At 71.0% G+C, this 14,360-nt stretch carries 14 protein-coding genes; 8 read left to right on the plus strand and 6 right to left on the minus strand.

Features of this window, described 5'->3' with window-relative positions; all coding sequences use genetic code 11:
• Positions 1-540 (minus strand): tRNA dihydrouridine synthase (locus tag WDV06_RS19270; RefSeq protein WP_395511002.1); only part of this gene is annotated, 540 nt, incomplete at its 3' end.
• Between the two features lie 51 nt (positions 541-591).
• Between WDV06_RS19270 and WDV06_RS19275 the strand changes: the two genes are divergently transcribed.
• The 4 genes from WDV06_RS19275 (at position 592) to WDV06_RS19290 (ending at position 4,787) form a co-directional block, all read left to right on the plus strand.
• Positions 592-2,139: an MFS transporter gene (locus tag WDV06_RS19275; protein ID WP_395511003.1), complete on the plus strand. Its 1,548-nt coding sequence runs from the start codon at positions 592-594 to the stop codon at positions 2,137-2,139.
• A 103-nt stretch (positions 2,140-2,242) separates the two neighbouring features.
• Positions 2,243-3,307 (plus strand): aldo/keto reductase, encoded by a 1,065-nt coding sequence (locus WDV06_RS19280; RefSeq protein WP_395511004.1) that lies wholly within the window; start codon positions 2,243-2,245, stop codon positions 3,305-3,307.
• Positions 3,308-3,328: 21 nt separating this feature from the next.
• The gene (locus tag WDV06_RS19285) at positions 3,329-3,922 is read left to right on the plus strand and encodes a TetR/AcrR family transcriptional regulator (protein WP_395511005.1); all 594 of its coding nucleotides are present in this window, start codon (positions 3,329-3,331) and stop codon (positions 3,920-3,922) included.
• 145 nt (positions 3,923-4,067) lie between these two features.
• Positions 4,068-4,787, plus strand: a complete 720-nt coding sequence (locus tag WDV06_RS19290; RefSeq protein WP_395511006.1) for a VC0807 family protein — start codon at positions 4,068-4,070, stop codon at positions 4,785-4,787.
• Between the two features lie 77 nt (positions 4,788-4,864).
• On the opposite strand, the gene WDV06_RS19295 is transcribed toward WDV06_RS19290, so the two are convergent.
• Positions 4,865-6,247, minus strand: a complete 1,383-nt coding sequence (locus tag WDV06_RS19295; protein WP_395511007.1) for a glycine--tRNA ligase — start codon at positions 6,245-6,247, stop codon at positions 4,865-4,867.
• 155 nt (positions 6,248-6,402) lie between these two features.
• Between WDV06_RS19295 and WDV06_RS19300 the strand changes: the two genes are divergently transcribed.
• The 4 genes from WDV06_RS19300 to WDV06_RS19315 are packed head-to-tail and all read left to right on the plus strand — an operon-like array spanning position 6,403 to position 9,541.
• Entirely contained in the window at positions 6,403-7,374 is a 972-nt protein-coding gene (locus WDV06_RS19300; protein WP_395511008.1) for a metal ABC transporter substrate-binding protein, read from the plus strand.
• Between the two features lie 26 nt (positions 7,375-7,400).
• Complete coding sequence (locus WDV06_RS19305) at positions 7,401-8,195, plus strand: metal ABC transporter ATP-binding protein (RefSeq protein WP_395511009.1); 795 nt, start codon at positions 7,401-7,403, stop codon at positions 8,193-8,195.
• Positions 8,195-9,064, plus strand: a complete 870-nt coding sequence (locus WDV06_RS19310) for a metal ABC transporter permease (RefSeq protein WP_395511010.1) — start codon at positions 8,195-8,197, stop codon at positions 9,062-9,064. Before WDV06_RS19305 ends, WDV06_RS19310 begins: the two co-directional genes overlap by 1 nt.
• A gap of 48 nt (positions 9,065-9,112) precedes the next feature.
• Positions 9,113-9,541, plus strand: a complete 429-nt coding sequence (locus WDV06_RS19315; RefSeq protein WP_395511011.1) for a Fur family transcriptional regulator — start codon at positions 9,113-9,115, stop codon at positions 9,539-9,541.
• A 112-nt stretch (positions 9,542-9,653) separates the two neighbouring features.
• On the opposite strand, the gene WDV06_RS19320 is transcribed toward WDV06_RS19315, so the two are convergent.
• From WDV06_RS19320 to WDV06_RS19335, 4 genes are all read right to left on the minus strand, one after another.
• Complete coding sequence (locus tag WDV06_RS19320; protein ID WP_395511012.1) at positions 9,654-10,475, minus strand: isoprenyl transferase; 822 nt, start codon at positions 10,473-10,475, stop codon at positions 9,654-9,656.
• Between the two features lie 23 nt (positions 10,476-10,498).
• Positions 10,499-11,245, minus strand: coding sequence for a DNA repair protein RecO (recO, locus tag WDV06_RS19325; protein WP_395511013.1), 747 nt, complete (start codon positions 11,243-11,245; stop codon positions 10,499-10,501).
• Between the two features lie 100 nt (positions 11,246-11,345).
• A complete protein-coding gene (locus WDV06_RS19330; RefSeq protein ID WP_395511014.1) occupies positions 11,346-12,977 on the minus strand; it encodes a nucleobase:cation symporter-2 family protein in 1,632 nt (543 codons plus the stop codon).
• Between the two features lie 549 nt (positions 12,978-13,526).
• Positions 13,527-14,222, minus strand: coding sequence for a TerB family tellurite resistance protein (locus WDV06_RS19335; RefSeq protein WP_395511015.1), 696 nt, complete (start codon positions 14,220-14,222; stop codon positions 13,527-13,529).
• Between the last annotated feature and the right edge of the window lie 138 nt (positions 14,223-14,360).

Below are 14,360 nucleotides of genomic sequence, written 5' to 3' on the forward strand. Positions count from 1 at the left end.
CCCCCCCCCCCCCCCCCCCCCACGACTACACCAAACCGGACCCCAGCCGCGCGGGAGCGGATGGGGGTGGGGGGGGGGGGTTGGTGGGGGGGGGGGGCCCCGCGGGCCCCCCCCCCCCCCCCCCCCGGCCTCGCGGAGGATGGCGCGCAGCAGGTGGCGCTTGTAGGGGAGGGCCGAGCCGCCGCCCTTGCGCGTGACCTTGGGGACCGGGCAGCCGAAGTTGAGGTCGATGTGGTCGGCGCGGTCCTCTTCGACGATCATGCGGACCGCCTTGCCGACCGTCACCGGGTCCACCCCGTACAGCTGAATCGACCGCGGCTTTTCGGTCTCGTCGAAGTGGATCAGCTGCATGGTCTTCTCGTTGCGCTCGACCAGGGCGCGGGTCGTGATCATCTCGCTCACGAACAGCCCCTTGCCGCCCGAGAACTCGCGGCAGAGGGTCCGGAAGGGGGCGTTGGTGATGCCGGCCATCGGCGCGAGCACCACCGGGGGCTGAACGGTGTGCGGGCCGATCGCGAGGGGGGCGGGAAGCGTGGTCATCCCCCCATTGTCCCGCAGCGCCGTTCCCCGGTTATTCGTACGCTCGGCGGTATGCATCACATGAGTGGCGTGGAACACGGGAGCCGCCGGCACCGTCTGCTGGTCCTGGGGATCTGCTGTATGAGCCTGCTGATCGTCAGTCTGGACAACACCGTCCTGAACGTGGCCCTGCCCGCGATGCGCCGCGAGTTCGACGCGTCGGTCTCCGGGATGCAGTGGACCATCGACGCGTACACCCTGGTCATCGCCTCGCTGCTGATACTGGCCGGGTCGACGGCGGACCGGATCGGGCGCCGGAGGGTCTTCGCCTGGGGGCTGGCGCTCTTCACGGCGGGGTCGGTGTTGTGTTCCCTGGCGCCCGGCCTGCACTGGCTGATCGTCTTCCGGATGGTCCAGGCCGTGGGCGGGGCCATGCTCAACCCCGTCGCCATGTCGATCATCACCAACACCTTCACCGACCCGAAGGAGCGCGCCCGCGCGATCGGGGTCTGGGGCGCGGTGGTCGGGATCTCCATGGCCGCCGGGCCGCTGATCGGCGGGCTGCTCGTGGACTCGGTGGGCTGGCGGTCCATCTTCTGGGTCAACCTGCCCGTCGGGCTGGCCGCCCTGGCCCTGACCCTGCGCTTCGTGCCGGAGTCCCGCTCCGAGCGCCCCCGGCGGCCGGACCCGGTGGGTCAGGTGCTGGTCGTGGCGCTGCTGGGCGGGGTGACGTACGCGATCATCGAGGCGCCGGCCCAGGGGTGGGACTCCCCTCCGATCCTGGCGTGCGCGCTGGGCGCGGCGGCCGCGCTGGGCGGGCTGCTGTTCTACGAGTCCCGGCGCGAGGACCCGCTGATCGACCCGCGGTTCTTCCGCAGCGCCCCCTTCAGCGGGGCGACCGTGATCGCGGTGAGCACCTTCGCCTCGCTGTCCGGGTTCCTCTTCCTGACCACCCTCTACCTCCAGGAGGTGCGGGGACTGAACGCCCTGGACGCAGGGCTGCACATGCTGCCGATGGCGGCGATGGCCTTCCTGTGCGCGCCGGTCTCGGGGCGGCTGGTCGCCAGTCACGGGCCGCGGCCGTCGCTGCTGGTGTCGGGGGTGGCCATGGGGGCGAGCGGGCTGCTGTTCGCGGCGTTCTCGGCGGAGTCCTCCACCCCGCTGATGTTCACCGGCTACGTGCTGTTCGGCATCGGCTTCGGCCTGGTCAACGCCCCGATCACCAATACGGCGCTGTCCGGGATGCCGCGCTCCCAGGCGGGGGTGGCGGCCGCGGTGGCCTCCACCAGCCGGCAGACCGGCGGGGCGCTGGGCGTGGCGGTGATAGGGGCGGTGCTGGCGTCCGGGACGGCGGGCGGTGCGGACTTCGCCACGGCGACCCGGCCCGCCTGGTGGATCATCACCGGCTGCGCGTTCCTGGTCCTGGCCGTCGGGGCCGTCACCACCGGGCCGTGGGCGCACGCCACCGCCCTGCGGACGGCCCGGGCGCTGGACCCGTCGCAGCCCTCCGCGCCTCCCGGCCCCCCGTCCGGTCCTTCCGGCCCCCCGCCGGGGCAGGCTCACGGGCCCCGCCCGGACGGCGGGCTGCCGCCGGCTCCCGGGCCGGCTCCGGCGGGCTGACAACGCCCCGCCTCGGCCCTTCTCGCAGCGCCGTTCCGCACCCCCGTCCGCCTGACGACTGACAGATATTGAAATCTGTCAGTCGTCATGCCATTCTCTTTCCATGACCACGAACGAGAACACCGCCGCGTCCACCACCCCCACCGCCCGCCGCCTCGGCGCCACGGGTCCGGCCGTCTTCCCCCTGGGGCTGGGCTGCATGGGCATGTCCGCCCTCTACGGCGAGGCCGACCGGGTCGAGTCGCTCGCCACCATCCACGCCTTCCTGGAAGCCGCCCCCGACGGCATGGACACGCTCCTGGACACCGGCGACTTCTACGGCATGGGCCACAACGAGCTGCTGATCAACGAGGCCCTGCGCACCGCCCCCGCCGCGGCCCGCGAGCGGGCGCTGACCAGCGTGAAGTTCGGCGCCCTGCGGACCGTCGAGGGCGCCTTCACCGGGTACGACGGGCGGCCCGAGGCCGTGAAGAACTTCCTGGCCTACTCGCTCCAGCGGCTCGGCCGGGACCACATCGACGTCTACCGGATCGCCCGCGTCGACCCGGACGTCCCGATCGAGGAGACCGTCGGCGCCATCGCCGAGGCCGTCCAGGCGGGCCACGTCCGGCACATCGGCCTCTCGGAGGTCGGCGCGGACACCCTGCGCCGGGCCGCGGCGGTCGCCCCGATCTCGGACCTCCAGATCGAGTACTCGCTGATCTCGCGCGGCATCGAGGACCGCATCCTGCCCACCGCGCGCGAGCTCGGCGTCGGCATCACGGCGTACGGGGTGCTGTCCCGGGGCCTGATCAGCGGGCACTTCAGCCGCGACCGCGCGCTGGCGCCCGGCGACTTCCGCGGGATGAGCCCCCGCTTCCAGGGCGACAACCTCGGCCGCAACCTCGACCTGGTCGAGGCCCTGCGCAAGGTCGCCGGCGAGAAGGGCGTGACCGTGGCCCAGATCGCCATCGCCTGGGTGCTCGCCCAGGGCCCGCTCCGCGGCGCCGACATCGTGCCGCTGGTGGGCGCCCGCCGCCGGGACCGGCTGGCCGAGGCCCTCGGCGCGCTGCGGGTCGAGCTGACCGAGGCCGACCTGGCCGCCATCGAGGCGGCGGTCCCGGCCGGGGCCGCGGCCGGCGACCGGTATCCGGCGGCCCAGATGGCCCACCTCGACAGCGAGCACTGAGCTGGCGGTACGGTCGTACCCATGCCCTCCGCTGCCGCCGAACCCCTGACCCCCGAGCGCATCCTCGAAGCCACCGAGGAGGTGCTGCGCCGCTTCGGTCCCACCAAGGCGACCGTGGTGGACGTGGCGCGCGCCCTGGGTGTCAGCCACGGCAGCGTCTACCGGCACTTCCCCTCGAAGGCGGCGCTGCGCGAGGCCGTCACGGACCGCTGGCTCGCCAAGAGCGTGGTCATGCTGGAGGGGATCGCCTCGGCGCCGGGCGAGCCCGCCCCCTCCAAGCTGGAGTCCTGGCTGGAGGCCCTCTTCGAGGCCAAGCGCCACAAGGCGGGGGACGACCCGGAGCTCTTCGCGACCTACACGGTGCTGCTCGGCGAGAACAGCGGGGTGGTCGACACCCACCTGACCGAGCTGATCGACCAGCTGACCCGGATCATCGCCGAGGGCGTCGCCGCCGGCACCCTGGCCGCGCCCGACGTGCCGGCCGCCGCGCGCGCCGTCTTCGACGCGACCGGCCGCTTCCACGACCCCCAGTACGTGGCGGAGTGGCTCTCGCCGACGATCACCGCGGAGTTCGAGGCCGTCGTCGGGCTCGTCATCAGGGGCCTGCGCGCCTGAACCACCGCTGTCACGGCCCCCGTTGAGCGGAATCAGACACTCCGCACGGTTTGGTGATCATTTTGGACCGTGTCGACTTGTACATGCCAGTAACGGTTCCCTACGGTCCCCTTACCGCACCACTCAGGCACTTCCAGGGGGAACCTTGTCCACGGCAGCAGTACAGACCTCACCTCCCGCACGCTCCGGCGGCGCCGCCGCCATCGGTCTGGTCCTGACCATCGCGCTCAGCGTCGTCGCGCCGATCGTCACCTACAACACCCTCGTCGACGACCACGGCTGGAGCGAGGCCTCGGCCCTGCTGGTCAGTGGCGCCTGGCCGGTCCTGGACAGCGCCATCATGGTGGCCTGGCGGCGCAAGCTGGACGAGTTCGCCATCGTCACCCTGGTGTTCCTGGCGATCACCGCGGCGGTGTCCCTCGTCGGCGCCAACTCCACCCGGGCGCTCCTGGTCAAGGACTCGGCCGTCACAGGCCTGTTCGGCCTCCTGTGCCTGGCCACGCTGCTCGCGCCGCGCCCGCTGATGTTCTACTTCGGCCGGAAGTTCGGCACGGACGGCACGCCGGCGGGCGTGGCCTACTACAACGACCTGTGGCGGTTCGAGGGCTTCCGCAACGCCCAGCGCCGCATGACCCTGGTCTGGGGGGTGGTCTACCTCATCGAGGCCGCCGTCCGGATCGTCCTGTCGTACGTCCTGGACACCTCCACCATGGTGACCATCAGCCCGTTCATGATCTACGGGACGCTCGGCGGTCTGGCCCTCTGGACCATCCGCTTCGTCAAGCGCACCAAGGCCGAGGGCGAGAAGCGGGCCGCGGCCGCCGCGGCCGCCGCGGGCGCACAGGCCGACGCCCCCGCCGCCTGACCCACGCGGAGCGGGAAAAGACCGGTGGCCCGGTGCGCGATCCGCGCACCGGGCCACCGGTCCTTCCGCTTCCGGACCTAGCAGCCCAGCAGGCGGCTGCCGAGGTAGCCCTGGATCTGGTCCAGGGACACGCGCTCCTGCTTCATGGTGTCGCGCTCGCGCACGGTCACCGCGTTGTCGTCCAGGGTGTCGAAGTCGACGGTGACGCAGAACGGCGTGCCGATCTCGTCCTGGCGGCGGTAGCGGCGGCCGATGGCGCCCGCGTCGTCGAACTCGATGTTCCAGTTCTTGCGCAGGTCGGCGGCCAGGCCCTTGGCCTTCGGCGACAGCTGCGCGTTGCGGGACAGCGGCAGGACGGCGACCTTGATCGGGGCGAGGCGCGGGTCGAAGCGCATCACGGTGCGCTTCTCCATGACGCCCTTGGCGTTCGGGGCTTCGTCCTCGATGTACGCGTCGAGCATGAAGGCGAGCATGGCGCGGTTGACACCGGCCGCCGGCTCGATGACGAACGGGGTGTAGCGCTCGCCGGCCTCCTGGTCGAAGTACGTGAGGTCCTGGCCGGAGGCGGCGGCGTGGGCCTTGAGGTCGTAGTCCGTACGGTTGGCGACGCCCTCCAGCTCGGAGAACTCACTGCCGCCGAAGTTGAAGCGGTACTCGATGTCGGCGGTGCGCTTCGAGTAGTGGGACAGCTTCTCCTTCGGGTGCTCGTACCAGCGCATGTTCTCCTCGCGCATGCCCAGGCCGCGGTACCAGTTCCACCGCTCCTGCATCCAGTACTCCTGCCACTGCTCGTCCTCGCCCGGCTTGACGAAGAACTCCATCTCCATCTGCTCGAACTCGCGCGTGCGGAAGATGAAGTTGCCCGGGGTGATCTCGTTGCGGAAGGACTTGCCCATCTGCGCGATGCCGAACGGGGGCTTCTTGCGCGAGGTGGTCTGGACGTGGGCGAAGTTGGTGAAGATGCCCTGGGCGGTCTCGGGGCGCAGGTACGCCTTCGAGCCGGTGTCCTGGGTGGGGCCGAGGTGGGTCTCCAGCATGCCGGAGAACTGCTTCGGCTCGGTGAACTGACCCTTCACACCACAGTTGGGGCAGTTGACGTCGGCGAGGCCGTTGGCGGGGACGCGGCCGTGCTTGGCCTCGTAGGCCTCTTCCAGGTGGTCGGCACGGTGACGCTTGTGGCAGGAGGTGCACTCGGTCAGCGGGTCCGAGAAGGTCGCGACGTGGCCGGAGGCCACCCAGACCTCGGGGGCCAGGATCACGGAGGAGTCGAGGCCGACGATGTCCTCGCGCCCGGTGACCATCGCCTTCCACCACTGGCGCTTGATGTTCTCCTTGAGCTCGACACCCAGCGGACCGTAGTCCCAGGCAGCCCTGGAGCCGCCGTAGATGTCACTGCAAGGGAAAACGAAGCCACGGCGCTTGCTCAGGCTGACGATGGTTTCGATCTTGTCGGCGGCCACGGTGCTCTCTTCATTACGAGGACGAACGGCGAAGGCTTTAGGTTACCGGCGCCCGCACCCTCCACTTCAAGTCGGTATCCCCTTCCAGCATGCTCCTCCGGACCCTCCACCTGCCTTTTTGACAACCGTTTCCATCTTTGATGAAAATGGATGTCATGAACGTACGACGCCTCATACCCACCGCCGCGCTCGCCGGAGCCGTGGCCCTCGCGGCCACGGCCCTCACCGCCTGCTCCGGGGCCGGTGCCGCGGGCGCGGACAAGGACGGCAAGCTCGGCGTGACGGCGTCGTTCTACCCCCTCCAGTTCCTCGCCGAGCAGGTCGGCGGGGACCACGTGAAGGTCACCACCCTCACCAAGCCGGGCGTCGAACCGCACGACCTGGACATCACCCCCCGGCAGACCGGGCAGCTGGGCGACTCCGATGTGGTCCTCTACCTCAAGGGCCTCCAGCCCGCCGTCGACAAGGCCATAGCCCAGTCCGGCGTGAAGCACACCGTGGACGCGGCCACCCTCACGAAGCTGGAGGTGCACGGCACCTCCGGCGAGGAGGACCACGACCACGCCGCCGAGGGGGACGACCACGGCCACGACCACGGGGAGGCGGCCGAGGACCCGCACGTCTGGCTCGACCCGGTCAAGTACGCGGAGATCGCCAAGGGCTTCGGCGCCGCACTGGAGAAGGCCGACCCCCAGCACGCGGCCGACTACCGGAAGAACACCGACCAGCTGGTGGCCAAACTGGCCGCGCTGGACACCGAATTCGCGGAGGGCCTGAAGAACACGGCCTCCAGGACGTTCATCACCACGCATTCCGCTTTCGGCTACCTCGCCGAGCGCTACGGCCTCGACCAGGAGGGCATCTCCGGCGTCGACCCCGAGGCCGAGCCCAGCCCGGCACGGATGAAGGACCTCCAGGCCCTCGCGAGGAAGGACAATGTGACCACCGTGTTCTTCGAGGCCCTGGCCAGCGACAAGACGGCCAAGACCCTCGCCCGGGACACCGGTCTGCGGACCGACGTCCTCGACCCCCTGGAGGGGATCACCGACAGGTCGCAGGGCGCCGACTACTTCGAGGTCATGCGGTCCAACCTGAAGAACCTCCAGAAGGCCCTCGGATCCAAGTGACGACAGCAGCAACGGAGGCGCGAGCCATGCAGTCAACGCCCCGAACGGCGGACGACGACCACCCCGTCATATCCCTGCGCGGGGCCACGGCCTCGCTCGGCTCCCGCCCCGTGCTGCGCGGGGTCGACCTCAGCGTCCGCCGGGGCGAGGTCGTCGCCCTGCTCGGCGCCAACGGCTCGGGCAAGTCCACGGCCGTGCGCGCCGTGGTCGGCCAGGTGCCGCTCACCGGCGGCTCCCTGTCCCTCTTCGGCACCGACTTCAAGCGCTTCCGCCAGTGGTCGCGCATCGGGTACGTCCCCCAGCGCACCACCGCCGCCAGCGGCGTCCCCGCCACCGTCCGGGAGGTCGTCTCCTCCGGGCGCCTGGCCCGCAGCCGCTTCGGTGTCCTGCGCAAGGCCGACAGGGCCGCAGTCGAGCGGGCCCTGGCCCTCGTCGACATGGACGGCCACGCCGACGCCTCGGTCAATGCCCTCTCCGGCGGCCAGCACCAGCGCGTGCTCATAGCCCGGGCGCTGGCCGTCGAACCCGAGCTGCTGATCATGGACGAGCCGATGGCCGGCGTGGACCTGGCCAACCAGGAGGTCCTCGCGCGCGCCCTGCGCGAGCAGGTCGCCGCCGGGACCACCGTCCTCCTCGTCCTGCACGAGCTGGGCCCCCTGGAGCCCCTGATCGGCCGGGCCGTCGTCCTGCGCGACGGCTGCGTCGTCCACGACGGGCCGCCGCCCGAGGCCGTCGGACAGCACGCCCTCCCCGGCCACGACCACGTACACCCCCACGCGGCGCACGACGCCGAGCCCCTGCGGACGGGACTGCTGAGCTGATGGACATCCTGCACCAAGCCTTCATGCAGCGGGCGCTGATCGCCGCCGCGCTGGTCGGCATCACCGCGCCCGCGATCGGCACGTACCTCGTCCAGCGCCGCCAGGCGGTCATGGGCGACGGCATCGGCCACGTCGCCATGACCGGCGTCGCCCTGGGCTTCCTGCTCAACACCAGCCCGGTCTGGATGGCCACCCTCGTCGCGGTCGTCGGAGCCGTCGGCATGGAGCTGATCCGCTCCCGCGGCAAGACCAGCGGGGACATCGCGCTCGCCATGCTCTTCTACGGCGGCCTGGCCGGCGGCGTCATGATCATCAACCTGGCCCCGGGCGGCTCCACCGCCAACCTGAGCAGCTACCTCTTCGGCTCGATCAGCTTCGTCTCCCCCGAGGACGTCACCGCCGTGGTGATCCTCGCCGCCTTCGTCATCGCCGTCACGATCGGGCTGCGCCGCCAGCTGTTCGCGATCAGCCAGGACGAGGAGTTCGCCCGCGTCACCGGCCTGCCGGTGCGCGCGCTGAACCTGCTGATGGCCGTCACGGCCGCCGTCACCGTCACCGTGGCCATGCGGATCGTGGGCCTGCTGCTGGTCAGCGCCATGATGGTGATCCCCGTCGCGGCCGCCCAGCGGGTCGCCCGCGGCTTCGCCGCGACCCTGGCGCTGGCCATGGGGATCGGCGTGGTGGTCTCGCTCGGCGGCACGGCCGCCACGTACTACATGGACGCGCCGTCCGGCGCCACGATCGTGCTGCTGGCCATCGCCGTCTTCATGGCCACGACGGCCCTGTCCACGCCCGTGGCCCGGCGCCGCGCGAACGCCGCCCGGGCCGCCGAGGAGGTCTGCACCCGGGACGACGTGAAGGTCCAGTAGGACCGGCCGCCTGGCACAATGAGGCGAGGCCGAAACGAGGAGGAACCGGTGGCGACTGCGCCTGGCGAGACGAATGCCGCGCCAGTACGAGGGCGATCCACCCGGCAGCGGGCCGCGGTGGCGGCGGCGCTGGACGAGGTGGACGAGTTCCGCAGCGCCCAGGAGCTGCACGACATGCTCAAGCACCGCGGTGACTCCGTCGGCCTGACCACCGTCTACCGCACCCTTCAGTCCCTGGCGGACGCCGGCGAGGTGGACGTGCTGCGCACCAGCGACGGCGAGTCCGTCTACCGCCGCTGCTCCACGGGCGACCACCACCACCACCTGGTCTGCCGCAAGTGCGGCAAGGCGGTCGAGGTGGAGGGCCCGGCGGTGGAGAAGTGGGCGGAGGCCATCGCGGCCGAACACGGCTTCGTGAACGTGGCCCACACCGTCGAGATCTTCGGCACCTGCGCGGACTGCGCGGCCGCCGGATAGCCCGAACGGACCGGATTTCGGCCGAACACCGGTCGGAATCCGGTCGATGTCGTACGACTCCGCCGCCGGGCCCGAGGGCTCCGGCGGCGGAGTCGTGTCCCGGGATCCCCGGTCAGCTCTCGGTGCCCTCGGGCTGGTTCGGGACCGCACCGCCGAAGCGGCGGTCGCGCTTGGCGTACTCCAGGCAGGCGTCCCACAGGTGGAGGCGGTCGAAGTCCGGCCACAGGACGTCCTGGAAGACCATCTCGGCGTAGGCGCTCTGCCAGATCAGGTAGTTGGACGTGCGCTGCTCGCCGCTGGGGCGCAGGAACAGGTCCACGTCCGGCATGTCCGGGTAGTAGAGGTACTTGGCGAGGGTCTTCTCGGTGACCTTCGACGGGTCCAGCCGGCCGGCCTTCACGTCCTCGGCGAGCGCCTGGGCGGCGTCGGCGATCTCGGCGCGGCCGCCGTAGTTCATGCAGAAGTACAGGGTCAGCTTGTCGTTGCCCTTGGTCTGCTCCTGGGCGACCTGGAGCTCCTTGGCCACGGACTTCCACAGCTTGGGCATGCGGCCCACCCAGCGCACCCGGATGCCGAGCGCGTCGAGCTGGTCGCGGGTCTTGCGGATGAAGTCGCGGTTGAAGTTCATCAGGAAGCGCACCTCGTCGGGCGAGCGCTTCCAGTTCTCGGTGGAGAAGGCGTACAGGGAGATGTTCTTGACGCCCATCTCGATCGCGCCCTGGAGCACGTCGAGGACGCGCTCGGCGCCCACCTTGTGGCCCTCGGTGCGCGGCAGACCCCGCTCCTTGGCCCAGCGGCCGTTGCCGTCCATCACGATCGCGACGTGCTCCGGGACCAGTTCGCCCGGGATCTTCGGCGGACGGGCGCCGGTCGGGTGCGGTTCGGGGACCGTGTAGTCCCGTCGGGAGAGTCCCAGGAATCCGCGTACTGCCATGGCGCTTCGGTCTCCGATCTCGGTCACTTTACTACGTAACGCAAGGAACGCAGCCCGCGTTCCAGATGCCAGTGCAGATAGGCGGAGACGAGTCCGCTCCCCTCGCGCACGTGCCGCGGCTCGGCCGCGTCGGCCTTCGGCCAGTCCCCCGTCAGCAGGGCGCTGAGCAGCCCGATGGCCTCAGCAGATGGTACGACGCTTCCAGGGACCCGGCAGTCGCCGCATACGATCCCGCCCGCGGCGACGGAGAAGTGCCGGTTGGGGCCGTGGATCCCGCATTTCGCGCAGTCCTCGAAGCTGGGCGCGTAGCCGTTGACGGCCAGGGAGCGCAGCAGGAAGGCGTCGAGGATCAGGTGCGGTGCGTGCTCGCCGCGCGAGAGCGTGCGCAGGGCGCCGACCAGCAGCAGGTACTGCTGCACGGCGGGCTCGCCCTCGTTCTCGGTGAAGCGCTCGGCGGTCTCCAGCATCGCGGTGCCGGCGGTGTAGCGGGCGTAGTCGGTGACGATGCCGTTGCCGTACGGGGCGATGATCTCGGTCTGGGTGCACAGGGGCAGGCTGCGGCCGATCAGCTCGCTGCCCCGGGCGAAGAACTGCACGTCGGCGTGGGAGAAAGGTTCCAGCCCGGCGCCGAACTTGGACTTCGTGCGCCGTACTCCGCGGGCGACGGCCCGGACGCGGCCGTGGCCGCGGGTGAGCAGCGTGATGATGCGGTCCGCCTCGCCCAGCTTCTGGGTGCGCAGCACGATGCCGTCGTCGCGGAACAGACTCATGCGTCCCATTGTCCCCCGCGCACGGACAGCACCGGCCCCCGCCCGGAGCGGTGTCCGGACGGGGGCGGCACCCCTTGGGAGGATCAGGGGGGGGAGGCGGTCAGACGGCGGGTGCCCCCGCCTCGTCGGCCTCCTCGGCTGCGGCCTCCCCGGCTTCGGCCTTGACCGCGCCGTCCTTCGCCTCGCCGTCCTTCGCGGAGGCGTCCTTCGCGGAGGCGTCCTCGGCCGCGTCCTCCTTCGCCGCGCCCTTGGCCGGGCCCTTCTCGGCGGCCGCGGGGGCGACGGCCGGCTGGGCCGGCACCACGGCGTGGCCGGTCAGCGCTTCGGCCAGCGTCTCGGCGAGGACCTCGGCCGGTGCGGCCGTCCGCCCGTCGTCCTCGGCGAGGCCGTTGAAGACCAGGTTCAAGACGATGGCGGCGCTGGCACCGAGGGTCACACCACTGTTGAGCAGGGAGGACAGGTCCGCGCTCAGGTGCTTGTCGAAGTAGGCCGGGACCGTGGCGGGGAAGAGCGCGAAGGCCAGCGAGACGCCGACGATCAGGGCGTTCTTCTCCTCCTTGAGGTCCACCTTGCCCAGGGTCTGGATACCGGCGAGGGCGACCATGCCGAACATCACGGTGGCGGCGCCGCCGAGCACGCCCGGCGGGACGGAGGCGACGATCGCGGCGGCCTTGGGGATCAGACCCAGGACGATCATGAAGACGCCCGCGGCCACGACCACGAAGCGGCTCTTGACCTTGGTCATCCGCACCAGGCCGACGTTCTCGGCGAAGGCGACGTACGGGAAGGAGTTCAGGGTGCCGCCGAGGGCGGTCGCGGCGCCGTCGGCGCGCAGGGCGCGGGCGACGGTCTCGCTGTCGACCTCCTTGCCGACGATGTCGCCGACGGCGTACGTGTCGCCGGTCGTCTCGACCATCGTGATCAGCATGACGATCAGCATGAGGAGGATCGGGAACCACTCGAACTTCGGGACGCCGAAGTGGAAGGGGGTGGTGACGCCGATCCAGTCGGACGTGCCGACGTCGCCGAACTCCGCGTCGCCGAGCAGGAAGGCGACGGCCGTGCCGCCGACCAGGCCCAGCAGGATGCCGATGCTGCGCAGGAACGGTCCGCCGAACTTCATCAGCACGAGGATGAAGAGCATGGTGCCGCCGGCGTAGGCCAGCTGCGTGGGGACGCCGCCGTCGGCCACGGTGGGGGCTCCGCCCGCGGCGTCCTTGAGGCCGACCGGGATCAGGACGATGCCGAGGACCGTGATCACCGTGCCGGTGACGACCGGCGGGAACAGCCGCATGACCGCGCGGAAGGCCTTGGCGGGCAGCCAGGCGAAGGCGAAGGTCGCGATGCCGGCGGTGATGACGGCGCCGTAGATGACCAGCAGGGCGGCCGTTCCACCGCCCGCGCCGAGGCCGATGGCGATCATCGGGGAGACCGCGGTGAAGGTCACGCCCTGGATCAGCGGGAGCCGGGCGCCGACGCGGCCTACGCCGAAGGCCTGGATGATCGAGGCGATGCCGCAGGTGAAGAGGTCCGCGTTGATCAGGTAGACCAGCTGTTCAGGGCTCAGCTTCAGCGCACTGCCGACGATGATCGGAACGATCACCGCGCCGGCGTAGAAGGCGAGTACGTGCTGGAAGCCGTACAGCGCGAGCTTGGGGAGGGGGAGCACCTCGTCGACCGGGTGCGAGCTCTGCTCTCCGCTTGCGGAAAGCCGGGCGGCGACACGTGCCATCTCTGCCTTGCCCTTCAAGGAGGTAGGTAATTGAGAGGAAGCTGGTTGTCCCCTGGCCGGAGTGGGTCGCTAACCCGTTGGTCCGCCGGGGTTGTCAGTGGGAACACGCACATCTCGTCGTGTGACCGGAATTGAACGCCTGTGGAAGTGCTCACAGATATCGGAGACTCCGACAAAGAGTTGACGTTCCGGGACACTCTCTTCGTAGGTTCCCACCATGGCGGGCGCCCGCGTTCAGGAGTATGCGAGCCCGGCCCCGACAGGCCCGTTCCCCTGCGCACCTGCGAAGTTCCCGGCCCTGACAGGGCATTTACGGGCTCACGCGCATTCGTCCGCGCAAATCAGCGGGCCGATTCCGGCCGTCCGGAATGCGGAAGTCCTGTACGGAAACGGGAACTCCGTGCGGCGCCGGGGGCCTCGCGGGCTCCCTTTCCGGCCAGTACGGCCGAATCGTTACCTCTCAGGCGCCCACATGCCGGGATTTCACCCCCCGAACGCGCCCGGGCCCGGCGGAAATCCGCCGGGCCCGGATCCTGATGGTGCGCGCCGCTAGGGCGCGCGCACCGCCGACAGGAGTCCGTCCACCTCGTCCGAGCCCATCCGCAGCGCCGCTCCCACGGTGGCGAGCACCGCCCGCTCGGCGGGGATGTAGGGCCCGTCCGCCAGGGCGATCCGCGCACCGGTCAGCAGGATCGATTCGCGGCCGGGGCCGGCCAGGTGCGCCGCGAGCGGCTCCAGCGCCTCGTGGAGTTCGATGGACAGCGCCGCCCCGCAGCACTCGGGCCCGTCGTACAGCCCCAGCCGGCCCTCGTCGGTGGCCAGCGCCTCCACGAGGGACTCCAGCTGCTCCTCGGTGCAGTCCTGGAAGCCGGCCGCCCGTACGGCCGACACGGCGGCTTCCAGCGCGCCGCGCGAGGAGGTCCCGCCCGCGGCGAGCACGGCCAGCGTCACGGTGTGCACGGCGTCGCGCAGGAGGGAGGAGAAGCGGGTGGTGGTGAGGTGGTCCAGCACCTCGGTGCCGAAGCGCTCGCGGCAGGCCTGGCACTCGACGACGGGTCCGGCCTGGCCGCGCGGCAGCAGCGGCAGGCCGAGCACGGTGAACCGGCGGCGCCCGGTGCGCCGACGGTAGTTGCGGTCACCGCCGCAGCCGGGGCAGAAGAACTCCCCGTCAGCCACGGTGCTCCAGCTGGTACGGATGCCCCAGAGCGTCAGCTTCCGGCCGTCCCCACCCCGAACTGGCAGCACGTCGCACCTCCGTAACCTCCCGGCAACGACGCCGGGTTGGCGTGATGTTAGCCACATCGGTGAGTGTGCGTCAGTCGTGCGACAAGACAACATGGCCCCGCAGGCGCACTTGGCCGATCTGCGCCCCCGGCCCACGGC

This window comes from Streptomyces racemochromogenes, from assembly GCF_044129415.1.
GTDB lineage: Bacteria > Actinomycetota > Actinomycetes > Streptomycetales > Streptomycetaceae > Streptomyces > Streptomyces racemochromogenes_A.